19 protein-coding genes are annotated in these 22,391 nt (G+C 62.2%); 12 read left to right on the forward strand and 7 right to left on the reverse strand.

The features are described 5' to 3' along the window. Window positions 1-33: 33 nt before the first annotated feature. From mrdA to ED655_RS05170, 3 genes are read left to right on the forward strand one after another with little or no spacing between them, the layout of a single operon-like run. Complete coding sequence (gene mrdA / locus ED655_RS05160) at window positions 34-1,944, forward strand: penicillin-binding protein 2 (RefSeq protein ID WP_408735646.1); 1,911 nt, start codon at window positions 34-36, stop codon at window positions 1,942-1,944. Beyond that, window positions 1,944-3,098: a rod shape-determining protein RodA gene (gene rodA / locus ED655_RS05165; RefSeq protein ID WP_023978670.1), complete on the forward strand. Its 1,155-nt coding sequence runs from the start codon at window positions 1,944-1,946 to the stop codon at window positions 3,096-3,098. The genes mrdA and rodA overlap by 1 nt, the downstream gene beginning before the upstream one ends. Next, window positions 3,095-3,550 (forward strand): DUF3293 domain-containing protein, encoded by a 456-nt coding sequence (locus ED655_RS05170; RefSeq protein WP_122049266.1) that lies wholly within the window; start codon window positions 3,095-3,097, stop codon window positions 3,548-3,550. Before rodA ends, ED655_RS05170 begins: the two co-directional genes overlap by 4 nt. On the opposite strand, the gene ED655_RS05175 is transcribed toward ED655_RS05170, so the two are convergent. The 3 genes from ED655_RS05175 to ED655_RS05185 are packed head-to-tail and all read right to left on the reverse strand — an operon-like array spanning window position 3,534 to window position 6,210. Beyond that, window positions 3,534-4,400 (reverse strand): LysR family transcriptional regulator, encoded by an 867-nt coding sequence (locus ED655_RS05175; protein WP_122049267.1) that lies wholly within the window; start codon window positions 4,398-4,400, stop codon window positions 3,534-3,536. The genes ED655_RS05170 and ED655_RS05175 overlap by 17 nt on opposite strands. Then, a complete protein-coding gene (locus ED655_RS05180; RefSeq protein ID WP_122049268.1) occupies window positions 4,397-4,771 on the reverse strand; it encodes a YidH family protein in 375 nt (124 codons plus the stop codon). The genes ED655_RS05175 and ED655_RS05180 overlap by 4 nt, the downstream gene beginning before the upstream one ends. Next, window positions 4,771-6,210, reverse strand: coding sequence for an FAD/NAD(P)-binding protein (locus ED655_RS05185; protein WP_122049269.1), 1,440 nt, complete (start codon window positions 6,208-6,210; stop codon window positions 4,771-4,773). The genes ED655_RS05180 and ED655_RS05185 overlap by 1 nt, the downstream gene beginning before the upstream one ends. A 317-nt stretch (window positions 6,211-6,527) precedes the next feature. On the opposite strand from ED655_RS05185, the gene ED655_RS15465 reads away from it, so the two are divergent. Next, window positions 6,528-6,896, forward strand: coding sequence for a hypothetical protein (locus ED655_RS15465; RefSeq protein ID WP_162993398.1), 369 nt, complete (start codon window positions 6,528-6,530; stop codon window positions 6,894-6,896). A gap of 413 nt (window positions 6,897-7,309) precedes the next feature. Here ED655_RS15465 and glyS read toward each other — a convergent pair whose 3' ends face one another. Next, a complete protein-coding gene (gene glyS / locus ED655_RS05190; RefSeq protein WP_122049270.1) occupies window positions 7,310-9,379 on the reverse strand; it encodes a glycine--tRNA ligase subunit beta in 2,070 nt (689 codons plus the stop codon). After that, the gene (locus tag ED655_RS05195; protein WP_031240773.1) at window positions 9,379-10,266 is read right to left on the reverse strand and encodes a glycine--tRNA ligase subunit alpha; all 888 of its coding nucleotides are present in this window, start codon (window positions 10,264-10,266) and stop codon (window positions 9,379-9,381) included. Before ED655_RS05195 ends, glyS begins: the two co-directional genes overlap by 1 nt. A gap of 174 nt (window positions 10,267-10,440) precedes the next feature. Between ED655_RS05195 and ED655_RS05200 the strand changes: the two genes are divergently transcribed. The 5 genes from ED655_RS05200 (at window position 10,441) to ED655_RS05220 (ending at window position 16,774) form a co-directional block, all read left to right on the forward strand. Next, window positions 10,441-11,229, forward strand: coding sequence for a DUF2076 domain-containing protein (locus ED655_RS05200; protein ID WP_122049271.1), 789 nt, complete (start codon window positions 10,441-10,443; stop codon window positions 11,227-11,229). Window positions 11,230-11,447: 218 nt separating this feature from the next. Beyond that, window positions 11,448-12,221, forward strand: a complete 774-nt coding sequence (gene surE / locus ED655_RS05205; protein WP_122049272.1) for a 5'/3'-nucleotidase SurE — start codon at window positions 11,448-11,450, stop codon at window positions 12,219-12,221. A 215-nt stretch (window positions 12,222-12,436) separates the two neighbouring features. Further along, complete coding sequence (locus ED655_RS05210) at window positions 12,437-13,954, forward strand: FAD-dependent oxidoreductase (protein WP_162993399.1); 1,518 nt, start codon at window positions 12,437-12,439, stop codon at window positions 13,952-13,954. A gap of 86 nt (window positions 13,955-14,040) precedes the next feature. After that, on the forward strand, window positions 14,041-15,876 hold the full coding sequence (aspS, locus tag ED655_RS05215) for an aspartate--tRNA ligase (RefSeq protein WP_122049274.1): 1,836 nt from the start codon (window positions 14,041-14,043) through the stop codon (window positions 15,874-15,876). Between the two features lie 55 nt (window positions 15,877-15,931). Then, window positions 15,932-16,774: an EipB family protein gene (locus ED655_RS05220; protein WP_162993400.1), complete on the forward strand. Its 843-nt coding sequence runs from the start codon at window positions 15,932-15,934 to the stop codon at window positions 16,772-16,774. A gap of 178 nt (window positions 16,775-16,952) precedes the next feature. Here ED655_RS05220 and xth read toward each other — a convergent pair whose 3' ends face one another. Beyond that, complete coding sequence (xth, locus tag ED655_RS05225; RefSeq protein ID WP_122049276.1) at window positions 16,953-17,720, reverse strand: exodeoxyribonuclease III; 768 nt, start codon at window positions 17,718-17,720, stop codon at window positions 16,953-16,955. After that, on the reverse strand, window positions 17,717-18,088 hold the full coding sequence (gene erpA / locus ED655_RS05230; protein ID WP_062165699.1) for an iron-sulfur cluster insertion protein ErpA: 372 nt from the start codon (window positions 18,086-18,088) through the stop codon (window positions 17,717-17,719). The genes xth and erpA overlap by 4 nt, the downstream gene beginning before the upstream one ends. A 58-nt stretch (window positions 18,089-18,146) precedes the next feature. On the opposite strand from erpA, the gene ED655_RS05235 reads away from it, so the two are divergent. Genes ED655_RS05235 through ED655_RS05245 form a run of 3 tightly spaced genes read left to right on the forward strand, consistent with a single transcriptional unit; the run spans window position 18,147 to window position 22,367 of the window. Beyond that, window positions 18,147-19,316 (forward strand): deoxyguanosinetriphosphate triphosphohydrolase, encoded by a 1,170-nt coding sequence (locus ED655_RS05235; protein ID WP_122049277.1) that lies wholly within the window; start codon window positions 18,147-18,149, stop codon window positions 19,314-19,316. A gap of 40 nt (window positions 19,317-19,356) precedes the next feature. Next, the gene (gene argS / locus ED655_RS05240) at window positions 19,357-21,162 is read left to right on the forward strand and encodes an arginine--tRNA ligase (protein WP_122049278.1); all 1,806 of its coding nucleotides are present in this window, start codon (window positions 19,357-19,359) and stop codon (window positions 21,160-21,162) included. Next, complete coding sequence (locus ED655_RS05245; protein ID WP_122049279.1) at window positions 21,159-22,367, forward strand: SPOR domain-containing protein; 1,209 nt, start codon at window positions 21,159-21,161, stop codon at window positions 22,365-22,367. Before argS ends, ED655_RS05245 begins: the two co-directional genes overlap by 4 nt. Window positions 22,368-22,391 lie beyond the last annotated feature (24 nt).

The raw sequence follows: 22,391 nt of genomic DNA on the forward strand, positions 1-22,391 counted from the left end.
TGTGACCTGTCTCAGGCACGGGATCCTTGCCGCGTGATGAGAAAGAACAGGCGGACTCCCCCCTCCCGGACACGGGCCAAACGCGAGGAGATCACCCCCTCGCGCGGTGTCTTTACGCGCAGGGCGCTTCTCGTTCTGGCGACGCAGGCCGGCGTGCTCGGCGTGCTGGGCAAGAAGCTCTACGATCTTCAGGTGCATGAAGGGGATCATCTGCGCGATCTGGCGGCGCGCAATCGCACGAGCAAGCGATTGCTTGCCCCGGCGCGTGGCCAGATTGTCGATCGCTTCGGCATCCAGCTTGCTGGCAACAAGGTCAACTGGCGCGCCCTCCTCATGCCTGAGGAGACGACCGATATCCATGCAACGATTGCCCGTTTCGGCCAGATCATCGCGCTGGACGATCGTGATCAGGCACGTATCGAACGTGATCTGCGTCACATACGCAAATATGTGCCTGTAGCGCTCAAGGACTTCCTGAGCTGGGACGACATGGCGCGTATCGAACTGAATGCGCCCAGCCTGCCTGGCGTGCTGATCGATGTGGGAACGACCCGCCTTTATCCCTATGGGCCGCAACTCGCCCATATCGTCGGCTACGTTGCCCCGCCGAACGAGCGTGATGTGGCCTCAAGTCCCATGATGGCACTGCCTGGCATGCGGGCAGGGCGCGCGGGTATCGAGCAGACGCAGGATCTGCTGTTGCGTGGCGAGCCGGGCTCGGTGGAGATGGAGGTCAACTCCAAGGGCCGTGTCATGGGCGAGATGGACCGCCTGGACGGCCAGCAGGGCGATGAAGTTGTCCTGACCATTGATGCCGGATTGCAGCAGATGGTGCTCAACCGCATTGGTGATCAGGCGGCGAGCGTTGTGGTAATGGATTGCCGCAATGGCGAGGTGCTGGCCATGGTCAGCACACCGTCATTCGACCCGTCGCTTTTTGATTCAGGCGTGAGCCACGCGCAGTGGATCGAGTGGACGAACAACGTCCGGACACCGCTCATCAACAAGACAGTCGCTGGTGTCTATCCGCCGGGATCGACATTCAAGCCTGCCGTGGCACTGGCAGCCCTGCAATCGGGGCAAATCAACGCGCAGGACCGGTTCAACTGCCCTGGCTATTACGATATGGGCGGCGTGCGCTTCCATTGCTGGTCGCGCTGGGGGCATGGCAGCATCACCATGCAGCAGGCGCTCATGTATAGCTGCGACGTGTATTTCTATCTCGCAGCGCGCAAGATCGGCATGGAGCCGATCAAAGCCATGGCCAACGGATTTGGTCTGGGCACCAAACTCGATATCGAATTGCCCCATACACGTGCGGGTGTGATCCCCACGCCGGAATGGCGGCAGAAGCACGGCTTCCACTGGAATGGTGGTGACACGGTCAATGCCGGCATCGGGCAGGGCTTCGTGCAGGTGACGCCGCTCGAGCTTGCAACCTATGTCTCGCGCATCGCTTCTGGCCGTAATGTCACGCCGCATCTGGTGCGCAAGGTGAATGACAAGGACTCCGAGCACACGCCGCTCGATGCCGCGCCTGTGCTCGATATTCCCGATACGCATCTTGCCGTTATCCGGCAGGGCATGTTCGATGTGGTCAACGCACCACGGGGTACCGCGCCCAAGGCCCGGCTGAACATCCCCGATGTGGCTATGGCAGGCAAGACGGGCTCGGCGCAGGTACGACGCGTTTCGCGCGCCCTGCGTGAGAGCGGTCACTTCAACTCGATGAACCTGCCCTGGGAAGAGCGTCCCCATGCGCTTTTCATCTGTTTTGCGCCTTATGATGCACCACGCTATGCGATCGCCGTCGTGATCGAGCATGGCAATGGCGGTGCCGATGCCGCGGCCCCTCTGGCGCGGGACATCATGACCGACACGCTCACGCGCGACCCGGTCAATCATGACCATGCCCCCGGTCAGGCCGTCGCGGACGCCGAGTAATGAACTGGCAGAAACGCCTGTGGCGTCCCGAGCCGAGTTTCAGGCTTCTGGGCAAGCTTCTCCAGATCAACTGGCTCTACGTGCTTCTCATCTGCGCTCTGGCCGGGGTCGGCTATCTCGCGCTCTATTCAGCCGGAGGCGGCACGGCCAAGCCTTTCGCACGCCCGCAGATGGTTCGGTTCGGCTTCGGTCTGGTGATGATGATCGTGGTTGCGCTTACCAGCCCCAGAGTGCTGCGTCTGCTCTCCATCCCGATCTACCTCATGGCCATCACCCTGCTGACACTCGTGCTGCGCATGGGCCATGTGGGCAAGGGCGCAGAGCGGTGGATCAATCTGGCCGGTATCCAGTTCCAGCCCTCGGAATTCGCCAAGATTGCTCTGGTTTTGGCTCTGGCAAGCTGGTTTCATCGCATCGACATCAAGCGTATGGGCAATCCGCTTCGATTGATCCCGCCCGCCTTGCTGACGCTCCTGCCAGTGGTTCTGGTGCTCAAGGAACCCAATCTGGGTACGGCTGTCATCATCGGCCTCATCGGCGCGACCATGTTCTTTGCTGCGGGCATGCGCCTCTGGCAGATCGTGCTGCTGGTGGCGCCGGTGCCGTTTCTTGGCAAGTTCGTCTATGCGCATCTGCATGACTACCAGAAGGCCCGTATCGACACCTTCCTGCATCCTGAGCATGACCCGCTTGGCGCTGGCTACAACATCATCCAGTCCAAGATCGCCCTTGGCTCGGGCGGGATGTGGGGCGAGGGTTATCTGCGCGGGACGCAGGGGCAGCTGAACTTCCTGCCGGAGAAACAGACCGATTTCATTTTCACCATGATTGGTGAGGAATGGGGCTATGTCGGCGCGGTGTCGGTCATTGGTCTTCTGGCCACGCTTGTGGTCGGGGGGATGCTCATGTCCATGCGCAGCCGCAACCAGTTCGGGCGGCTTCTGGCGCTGGGCATCTCGGTCGATTTCTTCCTCTACTGCGCGGTCAATCTGTCGATGGTCATGGGGGTTATTCCGGTGGGTGGCGTGCCGCTACCCCTCATCTCCTATGGCGGTTCGGCCATGCTCACCATGATGTTCGGCTTTGGCCTGCTGCTCTCTTCCTGGGTTCATCGCAACGAGCGCGATGTTGTCGAGCGTAATCCGGATCTGTGAGACGGATCAGACCGCCAGGCCCGGCGATCCTGCGTGCCTATCATGACACGGCATATCGGATTGCGCCCTTTACCCTGCGTATCGGGCAGACACTCAGGCCGTGGCCTTTTTCTGTTCCGGCCCTTGTGCTGATCGGGGCCTGTAATCCTGGCGGCAGGCGTATGCCTGATCGGTACAATCAGCGCGCCATGACGGCTTTGCATGCGATACTCGATCGTGCATTGCGTTCGTCTGGCTCAGGGCTCACGCCAGTGGTGCTCTGCGGCAAGGGGGTGCTGGGGCAGTGGCAGGAGCCGTTTTTCGCAGTGCCGCTCGCGCCTGACAAAGCCCGTGTGCTGGGCCGGCAATTCGGTCAGAATGCCCTCGTCATCGCACGAAGGGGACAAAAGGCCCGGCTGGTGTGGCTATGCGACCGCCTTGCGCCAACCGAAGCGTTCAAAGCAAGGCGATAAACGCTTTCTCTGCGGGGGAAAGCGCTCTGGCGTTGCGCACAAGCGAGAAACAACGTTCGGGAAAGCTGATGCCGACATGATGCAGCAGCCCGTTCTCGATCAAGCCAGCGACTACACTGGCCGAAAGCACCGTGGCTGCATTGCCGGTCGCGACAGCATTGGCGATTGCCTCGTTGGATGTCAGCTCCATCACGACAGACAGGGCAACGCGGTCAACGCCCCAGTCTGCCACCGCTTTTTCAAAGCTGGCACGGGTGCCTGAGCCTTTTTCGCGCAGGATCCAGTCTGAACCGGCAAGGTCTTGGGGGCACGGCGGATGGCGGGCCCATTCGTGTTCGGGAGTGACCACGAGCAGAAGCTGATCGGTTGCGACCGATGTGGCTGTCAGGGTGGGGTCCGTCACAACGCCCTCAATCAGCCCCATGGCCAGCGTATCATCCAGCAGATGCTGACAGATATCCTCGGTGTTGCTGATGGTGACTTCCAGCGTGATAGCCGGATGCTGTTCATGAAAGCGGTTGATACGAGCGGGCAGCCAGTAGCTGGCGATGGTCTGGCTGGCCCAGAGATGCAGCGACCCCTCATCGAGCGTTGTCAGGGCGCGCATGCGCTGCTGGGCGGCCCCGGCGCGTTTGAGAACTGCACGGGCTTCCTCCAGAAAGAGCCCGCCTGCTTGTGTCAGGCGTATGCGCCGCCCGATACGATCGAAAAAGACGAGGCCGAATGTCTGTTCCAGCGTCATGATGGCATGGCTGACCGCTGACTGGGTCAGGCAGAGCGCTTCGGCTGCACGGGTCATATGCTCGCGTTCTGCGACCGCCACAAAGATGCGCAGCTGGTCAAGGGTCATGAAGGCAGAATGCCAAGCAGCGAGAGCAGAATGGCGCCGATCAGGGCGCAGAGGAGCAGACAGAAGAGACCCTCCAGTCCACTGAGCGTGATCTCACGGGGTTCTTCCGCTGACAGGGCTTCCTTGACCTTGCGAAACCGCCACCAGCTGGCAGGCAGAAGGGCAAGCCCGGCACAGATGGTAGCGACCCCGATCCACGCTGAGGACCCCGGCAGGACCGGCATGGCAGCATGATGCTCGCTGCTGATAAGGCGCAGAAAGATGTTAAATTTTGCAAGCATGCACCCGATGGCGACCATCGCCAGCGCCGTACGCACCCAGGCCAGAAAAGTGCGTTCATTGGCGGCGTGGTCGGTATAGCGGGCAATCATCAGGAACGGCTTTCATGACGGGGAGAAGCAGACGCGTCCTCTGGTGTCTGGACGGCTGAAGGGCTGGCGAGGCGTGTGGCGAGATCATAGGTCTGCTGGCGGATTTCCGGAATGGCGATGGATTCGAACAGTGTTCCCAGTCGGGCGGGTCCCAGCGTGTAGAGGGCATGAGGACTTTCGCCATTGGCGTTGATCAGCCTGCCATCATTGCCCGTCTCCAGCCCGGCGCCCCGGTTGCCTTGCGAGGCGAGCCCCGAGGCAAATAACTGCTCAAGCAAGGCCGATCCGACACGTGTGTAGTCGAGATCGGGCCCCGTGCAGTTCAGCACATGGTCAGCGCGAAAGCGCGTCTGGCCCCCGGCATGGCTGGCTGTCACGATCAGGCCTTCAGGCTGCGCCTCGATATGCGTGACACGGCCGGCGTGAAGTTCAAGCGTGCCCTCCTGCAGGGCATCGTGCAGGAAAGCGGCGATCTGTGGCGCGATGCGGTGACGCGCTACATCCCATCGACGCCTGAGATGACGATTGAATCGCGCCTGTTCTGTCTGCGAAAGCGCCGCCCATAAGGTATTGGTGATGGGACGCAGGCTGTCGATCGCACTGCGCCAGTCCAGTCCCTGCCTCAGCGCTGCATGAAACTCACGGACATACCGGCTGAGACGGGCGCCTGTCTGATCGGCGCCTTTTTCGACGCTGATAACAGGCGCGACGGATTTCTGGCCGGGTTTATGAGACTTCGGCAGGCTTGCATGGCCTGACAGGAGATGGATCGTTCCAGCATGTCCGGCGAGGCGCGCCTTCATGACCATGTCGATGGCGGTGAGGCCACTACCGATCATCAGTAATGTTGCCTCAGGGGCAAACGGGGTGAGGCGGCCCTTCGTGGCCATATCTTCGGCAGCGGCAGTGCGGTAACCAGCTCCGCTATCCCAGACATTATGATGATAACGCGGGTCGCGCATGACTTCAGGGGGTGCGCCACGCAGCATGGCAGGCGGGAAATTGCCAAGGGCCAGAACGACCTGCTGCGCCATGACGATTTCTCCGGAGGCCAGAACAAGCCTGAAACCCCTGGCGACAGCATGGCACGCCACCACCTTGCCCCGCACGGAGACGACGCCGCTTTCGTCAAACAGGTGCTGGAGGTAGAGGCCGTAAATCGCGCGGGGGATGAAGGCATCGGGTGCGATGCCCGGATCAATGTGTCGGTGTAGCCACTGCACGAAATGATCCGGCTCGTCCGCCAGTCCGCTCATGCCGCAGGCAGGAACGTTGAGCAAGTGGCCGATGCACCGCGTGCCATAGGCCACCCCGAGAGAAGGGTTGGCACTGGGATCGATGATCAGACAATTCCGTCCGTGCCGTCTTTTCAGCACATGCGCAAGCAGGGTTGCGCTGGCTCCCCCGCCGATGATGACAATCTCATATGGCCTGTCCATGATTTCGTACTCCCTCGCGTCTCGTGGAGTATCAGGGGCACAGGTCAATCGATCCAATTGATATTATGGATCGAACCAATCGATTTTCATGAACAACAGGCATTCATCTGCTCCGGTGAGGTGCAGGCGTCGTATTCCGGCGGCTCCCGCTTCGGAGCCGAGCGACCGCTCGGGAAATATGGTCGTAGCCTCGGGAAAACTCCGCAGGAAATGGTGCCTGAGCCTCAAAACTGTTGTGCGACTCCGGGTGAGAACTTGAAGATCGCCTCTCTGGCTTTTCGGGAAGGTTCGGGATGATCCAAGACCGTGTGCGGATAATGATAGTTATTGCCTGCGCGGCTGCCTCACTGCCTTGTCCGGCCCGTGCAAAAGGGTTCTCAACTGTCCTGCCGCTTCAGTTCGATATGCCTGCCAGCAAGATGGTTCCGCCCTCAAATGGCCCTTTGGCGGGATCGGGACACTGGGAGCCCGCACCAGTGCCTCGCCCGATGGCGGCGCCGCCTTTACGGCGCACCACGATTGGCAGGATCGTGGATTTTGGGCGGCAGTTTCTTCCTGTGGGGGATGGAGCACCGGGGCACGATCCGACAACAGGAACACCAATCGGAGCGTTTGGACCGGCCTATCAGGATGCCAGTCTGGTCGGCCACGGACGCGCCCCGCCGGGCGAGACGATAGGGCACTAATCGGAAGCCTGACGCGGGCCGCTTCTTCGTGCGGTCAGTACGCATCATGGTCAGAGCGTAGGCGCGAGGAACCCTGCGTGACTCTTTTGGGGGGCTGGGGAGTTTGAGGCGCCATCGTCCATAAGCCGGAACCGGGAACATGAGGGAGCATTTCCGCGGAGTCACGGCGCAAGTCGTTTGCAGGGCCTTGATATCAGCCGATACCCGCGACGATGCATTCTCCAAGCCCAGATGGGCGCTTTTGTCTGATAAGAAGATAGACTGTGGCTGACAAAACCTCCGGGAACAGCTTGCGACTGCATTATCCGCAGGATGGCTATGCAGCAAGCATTGTCGGCGGTGCTGCCTCGGCGGAGGCAGGAGCCTCCTGTCTCCAGCGCCTCAGATGCTGGAGACAGGGGCAGGCGTCGATATCAGCCTTCGATCTGGCCGAACTCGGCAATCTCGGTCAGTGTCTCACCAATCTGGGCCAGAAGGCGCAGGCGGTTGAGGCGTCGTGCAGGCTCGGGATCATTGACCGTTACCTCGGCAAAGAACTGATCGAGGCTCGGGCGCAGCCCTGCTGCCACACGCATGGCATCGGCAAAGCGCTCTGCCACCAAGGCATCGTGGATATCCTTGCGGGCGGCCGCGAGAGCGTGGCCCAGAGCGCGCTCCTCATCCTGCACATAGAGTGCCGCATCGGGTTCACCCTGATGCGGGCCGTCCTTGCGGTTCTCAATACGCAGGATATTGGCGGCGCGCTTGCTGGCCGCCAGCAGGTTGCGTCCGTCATCCGTGTCCACCATCTCGGCCAGTGCCGAGGTGCGGGCCAGAAGGCGTACGAGGTCGCCATCCAGTCCACCTGCCAGTGTGGCGGCTAGCACATCGTGACGCTCGCCCTCGGTGCGGAGCTGCACGCGCAGGCGCTCGGCCAGGAAGCCGGGCAGGGCGGCAAGCTCGCCGCCTTCGCGCAGGCCTTCGGGCAGGTTCTGCGCAGCCTGTGCGATCAGGGCTGTCAGATCGAGGCGCAACTGGTTGTCACGGATGATGCGGATGATCCCTAGCGCCGCGCGACGCAGCGCATAGGGGTCGCCGGAGCCGCTTGGCGTCTCGCCCATGGCGAAAAAGGCCGTCAGCAGATCCAGACGGTCTGCCAGAGCCACGGCGACCGAGACAGGCGCGCGCGGCGTGTCGTCATTCAGGCCGCGCGGCATGTAATGCTCTGCCACCGCATCCGCAACCGCATCGCCTTCGTGGTCATGATGGGCGTAATAGCCACCCATGATGCCCTGAAGTTCGGGGAACTCGCCGACCATGCCGGTGGTCAGATCGGCCTTCGCCAGCAGGGCGGCCCGTTTTGCGTGGTTCTGTGCGGCGTCATCCAGCCCCATCGCCTGTGCCACGATACCGGCCAGCGTCACGATGCGCTGGACGCGCGCGCCCTGACTGCCAAGGCGGGCATGGAAGGTCACGGCATCGAGCGCCGCAACACGATCGGCCAGCGTCGTCTTGCGGTCGAGATCCCAGAAATGGCGGGCATCGGCAAAGCGTGCCCGCAGCACGCGCTCGTTGCCTGCAATGGTCAGGGCGCCACCATCGCCAAAGTCCATATTCGCGATGAATGCGAAATGCGGTGCTGCCTTGCCGTCTGCCGTGCGCAGCGCAAAATAGCGCTGGTTGATGCGCATCGAGACCTGCATCACTTCAGGCGGGAGATCCATATAGGCATCGTCGATACGCCCAAGCAGGGCAACGGGCCATTCAGCCAGACCCGAAACTTCCTCGACCAGCTTGTCATCCTGCACAAGGGTCAGGCCGGCCCTCTCGGCCTGAGCCTGCAACCCGTCGCGAATGATCGACAGGCGTTGCGCCGGGTCGAGCACGACCTTGCGGGCAAACAGCTCGCTCCTGAGCTGCTCGAAGGACGTCACCTCGAACGCTTCCGGTGCCATGAAGCGATGGCCTTCGGTCTGCGTACCGGCCACGAGCCCGTGGGCATCATCGGCGTCGGTAGCGAGGCTGAAAGGCACCAGCTTGCCGTCAAGCAGGCAGATCACGCGGCGCAAGGGGCGTACCCAGGTGAAAGAGCTGCCCTGTCCCCAGCGCATTGATTTGGGCCAGGGAAAGCGCCAGAGCAGGCCGGGAACGGTCGCAGCAATCTGCTGGGAAGCGGTGATGGCTGGCAGCGTGCGATTAAGCACCCAGAAACCGTTTTCGAGCACGAGCGCATCGCGCTCGGCACCGTGCTTGCGCAGAAAACCGGCAAGCGCCTGTTCGGGCGCGCTCTCGCGCGGGCCGCGCTCGGACTGCGTCGTTTCAGCAATCTGATCGTTGATCTGTAGCGAGACGCCGATACGGCGCGCGCCCCAGAAAGCTGTGACGTTTACGGGTGACAGGGGCGAGAGGGCCTCACTGACCAGACGGGCCAGATCCTGCCCCGCCGTTTCCTGCATCCGGGCGGGAATTTCCTCGCAATCGAGAACGAGAAGGAATTCGGCCATTATTTCGACTCCTCGTCGCCAGCAAGCCAGGTTTCGCAGCACAGCTTCGCAAGATTGCGCACGCGACCGATGTAAGAGGCACGCTCCGAGACCGAGATCACACCGCGTGAGTCGAGCAGGTTGAACAGATGGCTGGCCTTGACGCACTGGTCATAGGCTGGCTGGGCGACACCGGCTTCGGCCAGCCGGACAGACTCCGCCTCGGCATCACGGAAGTGACGCATGAGCATTTCGGTATCGGCCAGCTCGAAATTGTGACGCGAGTAATCCTGCTCGGCGCGCAGGAAGACATCGCCGTATTTCAGGCCCTGACCGTTGAAGTCGAGGTCATAGACGTTCTCGACGCCCTGCACATACATGGCCAGACGCTCGAGCCCGTAGGTCAGCTCGGTTGAGGGTACGACGGTCGGGATGCCGCCAACCTGCTGGAAATAGGTGAACTGAGTGACTTCCATGCCATCGCACCAGACTTCCCAGCCCAGACCCCAGGCGCCGATGGTCGGGTTTTCCCAGTCATCTTCCACAAAGCGGATATCGTGCTTTTCCGGGTCGATCCCGATGGCGCGGTAGCTGTCGAGCAGCAGGCGCTGGCTGTCCTCGGGTGTTGGCTTGAGCAGCACCTGATACTGGTAATAATGCTGAAGACGGTTCGGGTTTTCGCCATAGCGGCCATCTGAGGGACGGCGGCAGGGCTGCACATAGGCGGCCTTCCACGGCTTGCGCCCCAATGCCCGCAAGGTGGTGTGCGGCGAGAGCGTGCCCGCGCCAAGCTCTGTGTCATAGGGCTGGAGCAGGGCGCAGCCCTGTGCCGACCAGAACTGATGCAGGCGCAGGATCAGATCCTGAAAGGAAAGGGGGCGTCCGCCGTTTTCGGGCAAGGGGGTCAAGGATCGAGGCTCCGGTCTTGTTCACTTGCCCTGTTCTACCCCGACAGCCCAAACAAGCCAATCTCAGGTGCCACACTCAATAGGCCTGGCCTTTGCGCCGGGCTCTTGCAACTCTTTCCGACCCAAACCACATTATATGCCGTTATCATTTTGACCGGATGGAGAGTCATCCCCATGAACCAGCAAGAGCGTGATCTTATTTCGCAGTTCGTTGCCCGCGTCGGCGGAGCGCCGAATAGCGGGTTTGGCGGCTCTCAGGCCCCGGCCAATCTGCCTCCGGTCGATCCCGAGGCGGATCGCTGGATTGCGGATAACTTCCAGAAATATCCTGAAGCCCGCTACCGCGTGACCCAGATGGCTGTGGTGCAGGAAGTGGCGCTGGCCGAAGCGCAGAACCGTATCCGCCAGCTCGAATTCCAGTTGCAGCAGGCGCAGTCCCAGCTGCAACAGGCACAGCAGCAGCGCCCGCAGGGCGGTGGTGGTTTGTTTGGTGGTCTGTTTGGCGGCGGTAATCGCCAGCAGTCATCGGCACCGCCTCCGGGCTGGGGTGGTCAGCCCCAGCAAAGCTACGGTCAGCAGGGTTATGGCCAGCAAGGCTACGCTCCGCCGCCGCAGGCCAATCTGCCTCCGGGTTACTCGACCGGCATGTTCCAGCAGCGCGGCACGGGCTTTCTCGGTTCGGCGCTCACCACGGCCACCGGTGTGGCGGGCGGTATGCTGGCTGCCAATGCCATTGAAAGCCTGTTTTCAGGACATCATGGCGCCGATGCTGCAGGGGGTTTTGGTGGTGGTGAAACCATCATCAACAACAATTACGGCGGTGCGGGCAACGATCCCTTTGCCGGGGGCGGTCAGGACGCCGGGCAGAATTACGATGCCAATGACTGGGGCAATAATGGCGGCGATAGCGGCGGAGACTGGGGTGGTGACAGCGGCGGCGGCTGGGGCGACGATTCCTTCTGAGCCCGTCATCATGGCCTGATCCGAGCTGATTTTTGTAATGTGCGGCCTCAGTGCCATTCAGACAGAAGCCTCAGGCCCACGACTGATTTCTGGAAAACCCGGCCCTCACGCCGGGTTTTCTTTTGCCCGCCGACAGACCGTGACAGGGTCGCTCGTCCATGTCCGGCGTCGGGGCATGATTTCTGTCCGTCCCGCTATCCGTGAGGAGAAACTCCCTAATGAGCCATCCTGTTTTCCGCCGTATCCTTCTGACCAACGATGATGGCATTGACGCACCCGGTCTGGCGGTCCTCCAGGACGTGGCGGCGCAGCTGTCGGATGATGTATGGGTGGTTGCCCCGGCGCGGGATCAGAGTGGAATCTCACATGCACTCAGCCTGCATGACCCGCTGCGTGTGCATCAGCATGGGCCAAGGCGCTTCGCCGTGACCGGCACGCCGGGCGATTGTGTGGCCGTTGCGGCACGGCATATTCTGGGTGACGCGGCCCCGAGCCTTGTCCTGTCCGGGGTCAACCGTGGGGCAAATCTGGGCGTCGAGACGGTGTTTTCAGGTACGGTGGGGGCGGCCATGACAGCAATGCTTCTTGGCCTGCCTGCATTTGCGCTCAGTCAGGCTTTCAGCGACGGCAATAATGTGCCGTGGGAAACAGCCCGAAAACTGGCACCCGATGTCATTGCTGCCTTCGCCCCCCTTGCGCTGCCGGAGCCCGCCTGCCTGAACATCAATTTTCCTGCCTGTCCGGCCAGCGAGGCAAAGGAGGCCGTGGTGACGACGCAGGGCCGCGGGCTCTTGCGCGATGTCGAGGTTGTGGCGCGCGAGGATATGCGCCGTGCGGCCTATCACTGGCTGCATCTCAAGCGCGATCATGAGAGTGACGCACCCGGTACGGAAACCCGTGCCATCGCCGAGAAACATGTGAGCGTGACGCCGCTTTCCTTCGGGCGGACAAACAGGGTGGTTCATGACTGGCTGATGGCACGGCCCCGCTAGGCGTCGAGCGGCCTCCTCTGCTCGGACAGATCGGGGGGGGGCAGGCGAAGGTCTCGCACTGGTCGCTGGCGTATCGCGTCATGACCCGATCCGGGCTCGCTGACGTCACGCGCTGCTTTCGGGGGATGACGCAAGCCAGGGGCCCCAACCGGATCCGTTTCCCGGCGTTGCAATCGGTATCCAACACTGATTCATCCGATTGCACTGGAAACGACATGAGCCAAGATCTGCTGGACTGGACCGATGTTATGGCCCTGAATGACCTTCCGGAGGAGGTCATCACGCCCTTTACCATCGGCGACAAGGCGCTGGTTCTCTATCGCTCAGGCGATCAGATACGGGCATTCGACGGAAAATGCCCGCATAAAGGGGCTCCGATGGAGCAGGGCGTGGCCTGTCGCTCGCTGCAGGGCGATGTGCAGCTCGTATGCCCCTGGCACAAGGCGAGTTTCTCGGCCGAGAGTGGTCGCCTGATCGAGCCGCCCGCTCTCGATCCGCTCAATCGCTACCCGGTTGAGGTTCATGATGACCGCGTGCTCGTGGGCAAACAGCCCATGAGCCAGACAGCGCCAGCCCCCATGCGCGAGCACGAATTCGTTGCAATCATCGGGGCCGGGGCGGCGGCGATTGCTGCAGCGGTGACCCTGCGCGAGGAAGGCTTTGCCGGACGCGTGGTACTGGTCAGCCCAGAGCCCGACCTGCCCTACGACCGCACAGCGCTCAGCAAGATGGTGCTTGGCTCGGGTGAGGAGGGGGCACCTCCTCCGGCTTTGCGCCCGGCAGAATGGTATGACGCGCACAAGATCGAGCGGCTGATTGATCGGGCGGTCAAGGTCGATCTCGAAACCCGCCTGATCACGCTGGAGAAGGGCAATCCGTTCACGCCGGATCATATCCTGCTTGCCTCAGGCTCTCGCGCCCGCAAGCTGGATGTGCCCGGCGCCACGCTGGAAGGGGTGCATGGGCTGCGTTCCGCGCAGGACGCTCAGCAGATTATCGCGGCGGTGGACAAGAATACGAGTGTTGTCGTGATCGGTTCCGGCTTTATTGGCATGGAGGCGGCGGCGGCCTTGCGCAAGCGTGGGGCTGGCGTGACGGTGGTCTCGCAAAGCGAATTGCCATTCCAGAAGCAGCTTGGCGACAGCGTGGCAGGTGCCATGCGCAGCCTGCATGAGGAGAAAGGTGTTGCCTTCATCGCCTCGCGCAAGGTGAAGGCCATTGAGGGGGACAAGGCAGTCAGCGCTGTGACGCTGGATGACGGAAGCACCATCAGCGCCAATCTGGTTCTGGCCGGTATTGGTGCCAGCCCGGTGCTGGATTATCTGCCTGATTACGCCATTAACAACCAAGGCGGGCTCGATGTGGATGAGTCCATGCGGGTTGCCCCTCATGTCTATGCGGTGGGCGATATCGCCAGCATGGCGCATGACGGTCAGCGTTACCGCATCGAGCACTGGCGCACCGCGCAGTGTCAGGCGCGTATCGCGGCACGCACCATGCTGGGCCTGCCTGGCGGGACATTGCCGGTGCCGTGGTTCTGGACGCAGCAATATGACCGCAAGATCGAATATCTCGGCTGGCCCCAGAGCTTCGACAGGGTCGAGATCGACGGCGAGGCGGATCGTTTCGATTTCACCGCACGTTATCTGAAGGGTGATAAAATTGTGGGTCTCGCCATGGCGGGACGTCCAAAAGAGATGGCGAAGGAAGCCGTCACCTTCGACGATGCTTGACAGACAAGGGGTGGAGCGGCTTCCTGCGCTTCATTCGCGGGGGGAACACCCCCGCAACCCCGTGGTTACGAATCAGGAAGACGCCCATGCACCTTTATCGCACGCATAGCTGTAGCGCCCTGCGCGAAAGCGACGCCGGCCAGACCGTCCGTCTGTCGGGCTGGGTTCACAGCAAGCGCGATCATGGTGGGCTTCTCTTCATCGATTTGCGCGACCAGACCGGCGTTACCCAGATTGTCATCCCCTCGGGGACGGATCTGCTGGAGACAGTCGAGCGTCTGCGCGTCGAGAGCGTGATTACGGTGACGGGCGAAGTCGTGGCGCGTGAAGACGGCCAGCGCAACCCGCATCTCCCTACGGGCGCCATTGAACTGCGCGCCCGCGAGATCGAGGTTCGCTCCCATGCCGCCGTCCTGCCTTTTCAGGTGGCGGGCAACGAGAACTACCCCGAGGACCTGCGCCTCAAATATCGTTACCTCGACCTGCGTCGTGAAAAGATGGCGGCCAATATCCGCCTGCGTTCGGCAGTCATCGCTTCCATGCGCTCGCGCATGATCGGCCACGGATTTACCGAATTCCAGACGCCCATCCTGACCGCGTCCTCGCCTGAGGGTGCACGCGACTTCCTTGTGCCTGCGCGCCTGCATCCGGGCAAGTTCTATGCGCTGCCCCAGGCACCGCAGCAGTTCAAGCAGCTGGCCATGGTGGCGGGGTTCGACCGCTATTTCCAGATCGCCCCCTGCTTCCGCGATGAAGCCTCACGTGCTGACCGCAGCCCCGGCGAGTTCTATCAGCTCGATTTCGAGATGGCGTTTGCCACGCAGGAAGACGTATTCGCCGTTCTGGAAGACGTGCTGAGTGGCCTGTTTGCCGAGTTCGGCAAGGGCCGCAAGGTCGATACAGCGCCGTTCCGTCGTATCCCCTATGACGAGGCAATGCGTCTTTATGGCTCCGACAAGCCGGACCTGCGCAACCCGCTCCTGATCAGCACGGTGACAGAAGCCTTCGCCAATTCCGGTTTTGGCCTGTTCGCCCGTATCGCGGCTAATGGCGGCGAAGTGCGCGCCATTCCGGCCCCCGGTGCCGGTACGCGCCCGCGTGGCTTCTTCGACAAGCTCAACAGCTGGGCGCGTGACGCCGGTGCGGGCGGTCTGGGCTACATCATCTTCGAGGAAGATGGTGGCAAGGGCCCGATTGCCAAGAATCTGGAAGCCGATCGCGTTGAGGCCATTCGTGAAGCCTGTGGCCTAAAGGCGGGCGATGCCGTGTTCTTTGCCGCAGGCGAAGGCGATGCCGTGGCCAAGTTCTCGGGTCAGGTGCGCACGCGCATCGCGCAGGAACTCGATCTGATCGAGCAGGACGCGTTCCGTTTCTGCTGGATTGTCGACTTCCCGATGTTCGAGCGCAATGAGGAGACGGGGCAGATCGACTTCTCGCACAACCCGTTCTCCATGCCGCAGGGCGGGCTTGAGGCGCTGAACTCGCAGGACCCGCTGACCATCAAGGCCTATCAGTACGATATCGTCTGCAACGGCATCGAGCTCTCCTCGGGCGCGATCCGTAACCATCTGCCGGAAGTCATGATCCGTGCCTTTGCCATTGCCGGCTATGGCGAGGACGTGGTCGAGGCGCGCTTTGGCGGTATGCTCAACGCATTCCGTTATGGCGCCCCGCCGCATGGTGGCTCGGCACCGGGTGTGGACCGCATCGTGATGCTGCTGGCCGATGAGCCGAACATTCGTGAGGTCATCCTGTTCCCGCTCAACCAGAGCGGTGAAGACCTTATGATGGAAGCGCCGGCGCCGGTTGAGCCCGCGCGCCTGAAGGAGCTTTCGCTCGCCATTCTGCCGCCCAAGCCCAAGGCTGCGGTCGTCAAGGACGGGGGACAGAAAGAAGCCGGCCAGAAGGACGGGGCTGCCTGAGACCCCTCGGAGCAGAGCAATGCGGTTGAGCCGGGTAAAAGGAGCATCGCCTGCGATGCTCCGCTTTCGGGCTGTGGCCTCGGCAGGTGCCGGTACGCTGTCGGGTCTCTTGCTGGCCCTGTGTGGTGGTCTGGCTTCCCCGGCGCACGCGGCGTCAGTCCCGAAGGCTGCACCTGCCTTGCTTGCGCATAAGGTGACCTACACACTCGATCTCGCCCGTCTCAAGGCGGGGTCGCTGGCAACGGCGGGTGGTCAGGCCACTTACCAGATTCACGATCTGTGCGATGCCTGGTCGGTCAGCCAAAAACTCGATGTGCAGGTGACCGGAGCCGATGGCACGGTCTCGGCACTGAGCTATCAATCGGCAACGCTCGAGGACAAGAAGGGCCGGTCCTTCATTTTCCGTACGGTCCAGAGCCAGGATAACGAAACCACCAGCGAGACCGCCGGAGAGGCCAGACGCCAGCGCAATGGCAGTGTGGTGGTGCGCTTTACCAAGCCAGAGGCCAAGGTCATGACCTTGCCGGCACGGGTCGTCTTTCCCACGCAGTTCACCCTACAATTGCTCGATGGCGCGCATAAGGGCGTGCTGCATCTGGAGCGCGATCTGTTCGACGGGGCTTCCACCGATGGCGCGACACCAAGCTATGCTACGCTGGGGCGACTGGCGCAGGTGAAGCCCGATAGCCCCAGAGCGCTCTTTGACGGGCTCAGCGCCGTGCCGGTCTCGGTAGCGAGCTTTGGCGTCGGCAACGCGGCGTTTTTGCCTGATTCGACCTATAGCGACCGTCTCTGGACGAACGGCGTCGAGGACAGGTTGCTGATCGATTTTGGTGATTATGTTCTGTCAGGCCAGATCGAGAGCCTGACAACCCTGCCAAGCCCTCGCTGCCCCTGACGCGAGTCCTTCGCTTTCGATTGACGGCCTTGCCGCCACCCGACGAGAACGGGTCGGCTCCCGGTCGCGCCCCGGACGCATTTTCGTGCGGGTGTGGCCAGTGCCGCGACAGCCGGATGAGGGGGGGCTGTAAAGGCCGTCGCGCCCTTCGCAAGCAACGGCCAACAGAGCCCTGTATTCAAGCCAGCGTCACAATCAGCGGGATGTGATCCGATGGCTGATCTTTCGCCCGCTCATCACGGTCGGGCGTGACCGACACCAGACGTTCGGCCAGTCTTGGCGATAGAAGGGCATGGTCGATGCGCAGGCCGGTGTTTCGCTGGAAGGCAGCGTTCTGATAATCGAAGAACGTATAGTGTCGTCCCGAGGGTTTGAGCGCACGCAGCGCATCAGTCAGCCCGAGCCAGAGCAGGCGATTCCAGCCTGCGCGGCTCTCAGGGCGAAGCAGAGCATCGCCCGGGCTCAGGGCACCGGGGGCGAAATCCTCATCTGTGGGGCAGACATTGAAATCACCCGTGAACAGGAAATCGGCTTCCTCATCGCGCAGGGTTCTGGCCCGCTCGGCAAGTGCCGCGAAAAAATCAAGCTTGGTCGCAAAGCCTTCTGCCCCGCCCGAATTGCCGTTGGGTAGATAAAGATTGCCGATCGTCATGCCTGCCATGCGGATTTCGACATAGCGTGCGGCTTCATGGGCGAAGCCGGGCAGGCGCTCGTGAGCCACCTCGACAGGCGTGCGCGCCAGCATGGCAACGCCATTATAGGCTTTCTGCCCTACCACAACCGGATGATATCCGGCCTCTGCAAAGCTTGCCGGAAAGAGATGCGTCTCGCATTTCAGTTCCTGCAGGCAGAGCAGATCCGGTTTGACGCGGTCGAGCCAGTCGAGCACGTGTTTCTCACGCTGGCGGATGGAATTGACGTTCCAGCTTGCGAAAGTAAAGCTCATGCGAGGGAAAAGCTCGTACCGCATCCGCAGGACGAGGCTGCATTGGGATTGGCGACCGTGAAATGCGCCCCCATCAGCTTGTCCACGAATTGTAGCTGGGCGCCACCCAGCAGGTCCAGGCTGACCGGATCGACCAGAACCGTTGCGCCGTCCTGCTCGATCACCACATCATCATCTGCCCGGTCAGTGTCGAGCTTGAACTGATACTGGAAGCCGTTACACCCCCCGGCTAGCACGGCCACACGCAGGGCCAGCCCTGCGGGCTCGTCCTGCTGGGAGATGATCTCGACAATCCGGGCAGCGGCACCGGGCGAGACCGAAAAGCTGCCCGCAAGGGCCGCGTCGGAAGGGGGCGTGGTCTGGCTCATGTTTTCCCATATAATGCGCTCGGCCATGCTCTTAAAGCGGGCAAAGTGGAGAGTGTGGATGATCAGTCAGGATGTCGCCCCCTATGCCGTGCGTCGCAAGACAGCGCGAGGCCGCCTGCACCCCGAGGAGGATGCGCCCACGCGCTCGCCCTGGCAGCGTGACCGCGATCGCGTCATTCATTCTGCGGGGTTTCGCACGCTGCAATACAAGACGCAGGTTTTCATCAATCACGAGGGTGATTTCTTTCGCACACGCCTGACCCACTCGCTTGAGGTGGCGCAGATTGCCCGCTCGATTGCCCGCCAGCTTCGTCTGGATGAGGATCTGACCGAGGCACTCGCTCTGGCGCATGATCTTGGTCATACGCCTTTTGGCCATGCGGGGGAGGATGCGCTGAAAGCCTGCATGCAGGATCATGGCGGCTTCGACCACAATACCCAATCCCTGCGTCTCGTGACCCTGCTTGAGGGACGCTATCACGCCTTTGACGGCCTCAACCTTACATGGGAGACGCTCGAGGGGCTGGCCAAGCATAATGGCCCGGTCAAACGCCCCACGCCCTATCTGCTGGAATACGACGCCCAGCATCACCTCGATTTCGCCAGCTATGCCTCTGCTGAGGCTCAGGTGGCGGCGCTGGCCGATGATATCGCCTATCATGGCCATGACCTCGATGACGGGTTGCGCGCAGGGCTGCTTCGCTTTGAGGATATCGCAAATCTGCCGATCGTGGGACCAGCGCTTGAGCGGGCGATGAGCGGCGCAAGGGCAACCGAGCGCTATGATCGCGAACGCCGGATACGTCATGAGACCATAAGGCAGGTCATCAACGTGCTGGTGACCGATCTCACAATGCAGACAAGGGCCAATATCGAGGCGCTTCGGCCGGAATCGTCAGACGACATCCGCCAGGCCCCAGGGCCGGTGGTTGCCTTCAGCGAGCAGGTGGCGCTGGAGAACAAGGAAATCCGCAAGTTCCTCTATGCGCGCATGTATCGTCACTGGAAGGTGAAGCGCATGACCCGCAAGGCCCGCTTGGCGCTGGGCGAGATTTTCGGGATATTGGCAGAAGACCCAAGCCTGCTGCCCGATGGCTGGCGCGAAAAGGCACAGCAGGGCGATGAGAACGGGCGCAGACGTGTTGTGGCCGATTACATCGCAGGAATGACCGATCGATTTGCGATGGATGAACATCGACGGTTGACGGAACTCTCGATGCTGGGTTGATACAGGCAGCAGAATACACGTCAGGAACGCAAGGCTTTTCATGTCCGATACACCAACGCCCACCACAGACTGCCTTTTCGCCCGTTACCAGAACCAGGTGCGCGAGGCATTGCGTTCGGTGGTGGCCGATCTGCCTGACGAGATTGCGGCCCGTGTCGAGGTAACGCCGACGCGCGATCCGTCTCATGGTGACATGGCAACCAATGCCGCCCTGCTGGCCTCGAAATTCGCCCGTCGTCGTCCTGCCGATATCGCAGCCGATCTGGTGCCGTTGCTTGTGGCGCTGCCGGGTGTCGCCAAGGCAGAAGCTGCCGGGCCGGGCTTTGTGAATATCACGCTCAGCCCTGACGTGCTGCAATCAGTGGCGCGCAGCGTGATCGAGGCCGGGCCGCGTTTCGGTGAGTCGCGTCTGGGTGCGGGCAAGCGCGTGAACGTGGAATATGTCTCGGCCAACCCGACGGGCCCGATGCACGTGGGCCATTGCCGTGGCGCCGTGGTGGGCGATGCCCTCGCCAATCTGCTGGGCAAGACCGGGCATGAGGTTACCAAGGAATATTACATCAACGATGCCGGGGCGCAGGTCATTGCGCTGACCTGGGCGGCATATTGGCGCTACCTCCAGGCCATTGGCACGCAGGTCGATACCGAGGCTTTTGCCGCGCTGACACCAACTGGTCTGCAATATCAGGGCGACTATCTCATCCCCATCGGTGAGGCTCTTGCGGCTGCGCATGGCAAGGCGCTGGCGAACGAGGCTGGGCAGGCCGCCGAGCCTTCCGTATGGTTCGAGATCGTGCGTTCTGCCACGCTCAAGGCGATGATGGAAGAGATCCGCACCGATCTTGCAGCTCTGGGTATTCATCACGAGGTTTTCGCCTCGGAAGCCGAGACGCTCGCCAGCGGTCGCGTGGATGAGGCGATCAACGCGCTGGACGCCAAGGGGCTGCTTTATGAGGGTGTGCTTGAACCCCCCAAGGGCAAGACGCCGGAAGACTGGGAGCCACGCCCCCAGACGCTGTTCCGCTCCACCCAGTTTGGTGACGATGTGGATCGTGCCCTGCGCAAATCCGATGGCAGCAACACCTATTTCGCCAATGATATCGGCTATCACGCCAAGAAGGCCGAAGCAGCCGATGTGCTGATCGACGTGCTGGGCGCCGATCATGGCGGCTATGTCTCGCGCATGCGGGCTGCTGTCAGCGCACTGACAGATGGCAGGACCGAGTTCGAGGTCGTGATGTGCCAGATCGTGCGCATCATGAAGAGTGGCGAACCCGTGCGCATGTCCAAGCGTGCCGGTACCTTCGTGACCCTGCGCGACCTGCTGGACGAGGTGGGACGCGACGCCGTGCGCTTTACCATGCTGACCCGCAAGGCCGATGCGCAAATGGATTTCGACCTCGATGCGGTCGTGGCCCAGACGCGCGACAACCCGGTTTTCTATGTTCAGTACGCCCATGCGCGCTGCCGCTCTGTCATGCGCAGTGCCGAAACCATGTTCGGTGCTGACAGCACGAGCGATGCCTCCTTGCTCGGTGCCGATCTGTCGCGCCTTGATGCCGATGTGGAACTCGCGGTGCTGCGTCGTCTCTCGACGTTCCCGCGTGTGGTCGAGGGGGCTGCCCAGACGCGTGAGCCGCACCGCATCGCCTATTATTGCGGCGAGCTTGCGGCCGATTTCCATGCCTTGTGGAACAAGGGCCGTGAGGATACGACGCTGCGCTTCCTGCATGAGCAGGACCGCCCGGCGAGTCTGGCCAAGCTCGCCCTCGTGGCGTCGGTTGCCAGCGTGTTGCGCTGTGGCCTGGCCATTCTCGGTGTCGAGCCGGTTGAGGAGATGCGATGAACGACGATACGCCAGACTGGCGCGACGATCAGCCGGGTGGCGACGGGGGCTATGACCGCCCCCGCCAGGAGACAGGCCGTGGCCCGGACAGGCGCGCCAATGACCCGCGCTTTACCGATACGCGTCCGCCTTCCTATCCTTCGGACGCTACGGGCGGCGGGAGCTATGACGATGGACCAGGTGCCTCCCGAGGCGCATCGTCACAAGCATCTTCGCCACGTGAGCGCCTGAGCGCCGATTACGATGACGAACCTGTCTTCAGGCGCCGCAGCGCCGGGGCAGGGGGTGGTCTGGCGTCGCTACTGGGCTCTGACATCATGACACGTCGTCTCGTTTACGGGGCTGCGGGTCTGGGTGCGCTGCTCGTGGTTGGCGTGGGTGGCTGGTCACTGCTGGGCGGCCATTCAGGGGGTATTCCCGTCATTGGCCCGCCTCCCGGCCCTGTGCGCGATCGCCCGGCCGATCCGGGCGGGATGCAGATCATGGGCGATGGCACGGATCTTGACGTGACAGGCAAGGGTGAGGCGCATCTGGCCCCTGAGCCCGAGCAGCCACGCCCCGAGGCGCTGGCGGCGCGCACAGCCCCCGAGACGCCTCCTGCCGGAGCAACGGCGCCTGCTGGAGCACCAAGCGCGGGTACAGGGCAGGATGCGGGGGCCGATAATGCCGGTGCTTCGGGGCAGAGCGCCCCTGGTGGCCTGCCCGACACGTCCGTTCAGAAGCTGCCGGAAGGTACCGGAGCGCAGGGTGAAGCCGATCAGGGCGGGTCTGCGGCACCGACGGCACCGGAAAATCCGGCTCCCGAAAAAGCTGCGCCCGAGAAAGTTGTGCCCGAGAAAGCTGTGCCCGAGCGTGCATCGTCGGAGAAACCGGCCAAGGCAGCATCGGCCCCTCCTGCGGCATCGTCTTCCGCGACCACTGACTCTGCCAGCAAGACGGCTGCCGCCAATACGGCAACGGGCGGGCATATGGTCCAGCTTGCAGCCCTTGGCAGCGAAGCCGACGCCAAAGCGACGTGGAGCAAGCTTTCGAAGCAGGCCAGTGATCTGCTGAGCGACCGTACGCCGATGATCGAGCAAAAGACCATCAATGGTCATGTGTTCTATCGTCTGCGCGTCGGCGGGTTTGACACCACCCAGGCTGCAAAGTCGTTCTGCGTGCGCCTGCATGCACGCTCGATTGCCTGCACACCGGCTGTTTTCTGATCGGTATGGGTGAGGGGAGCACGG

The organism is Asaia bogorensis (assembly GCF_900465345.1).
In the GTDB taxonomy this organism is placed as follows: domain Bacteria; phylum Pseudomonadota; class Alphaproteobacteria; order Acetobacterales; family Acetobacteraceae; genus Asaia; species Asaia bogorensis_A.

Bases quoted from the DNA above. Each gene is read 5' to 3' on its own strand.
- ED655_RS05235 (WP_122049277.1), top strand. From the start codon at position 18,147: ATGATCAGTCAGGATGTCGCCCCCTATGCCGTGCGTCGCAAGACAGCG.
- aspS (WP_122049274.1), top strand. From the start codon at position 14,041: ATGCACCTTTATCGCACGCATAGCTGTAGCGCCCTGCGCGAAAGCGAC.
- erpA (WP_062165699.1), bottom strand. From the start codon at position 18,088: ATGAGCCAGACCACGCCCCCTTCCGACGCGGCCCTTGCGGGCAGCTTT.
- argS (WP_122049278.1), top strand. From the start codon at position 19,357: ATGTCCGATACACCAACGCCCACCACAGACTGCCTTTTCGCCCGTTAC.
- ED655_RS05175 (WP_122049267.1), bottom strand. From the start codon at position 4,400: ATGACCCTTGACCAGCTGCGCATCTTTGTGGCGGTCGCAGAACGCGAG.
- xth (WP_122049276.1), bottom strand. From the start codon at position 17,720: ATGAGCTTTACTTTCGCAAGCTGGAACGTCAATTCCATCCGCCAGCGT.
- ED655_RS05200 (WP_122049271.1), top strand. From the start codon at position 10,441: ATGAACCAGCAAGAGCGTGATCTTATTTCGCAGTTCGTTGCCCGCGTC.
- ED655_RS05180 (WP_122049268.1), bottom strand. From the start codon at position 4,771: ATGATTGCCCGCTATACCGACCACGCCGCCAATGAACGCACTTTTCTG.
- surE (WP_122049272.1), top strand. From the start codon at position 11,448: ATGAGCCATCCTGTTTTCCGCCGTATCCTTCTGACCAACGATGATGGC.
- glyS (WP_122049270.1), bottom strand. From the start codon at position 9,379: ATGGCCGAATTCCTTCTCGTTCTCGATTGCGAGGAAATTCCCGCCCGG.
- rodA (WP_023978670.1), top strand. From the start codon at position 1,944: ATGAACTGGCAGAAACGCCTGTGGCGTCCCGAGCCGAGTTTCAGGCTT.
- ED655_RS05210 (WP_162993399.1), top strand. From the start codon at position 12,437: ATGAGCCAAGATCTGCTGGACTGGACCGATGTTATGGCCCTGAATGAC.
- ED655_RS05245 (WP_122049279.1), top strand. From the start codon at position 21,159: ATGAACGACGATACGCCAGACTGGCGCGACGATCAGCCGGGTGGCGAC.
- ED655_RS05185 (WP_122049269.1), bottom strand. From the start codon at position 6,210: ATGGACAGGCCATATGAGATTGTCATCATCGGCGGGGGAGCCAGCGCA.
- ED655_RS05220 (WP_162993400.1), top strand. From the start codon at position 15,932: ATGCTCCGCTTTCGGGCTGTGGCCTCGGCAGGTGCCGGTACGCTGTCG.
- ED655_RS15465 (WP_162993398.1), top strand. From the start codon at position 6,528: ATGATAGTTATTGCCTGCGCGGCTGCCTCACTGCCTTGTCCGGCCCGT.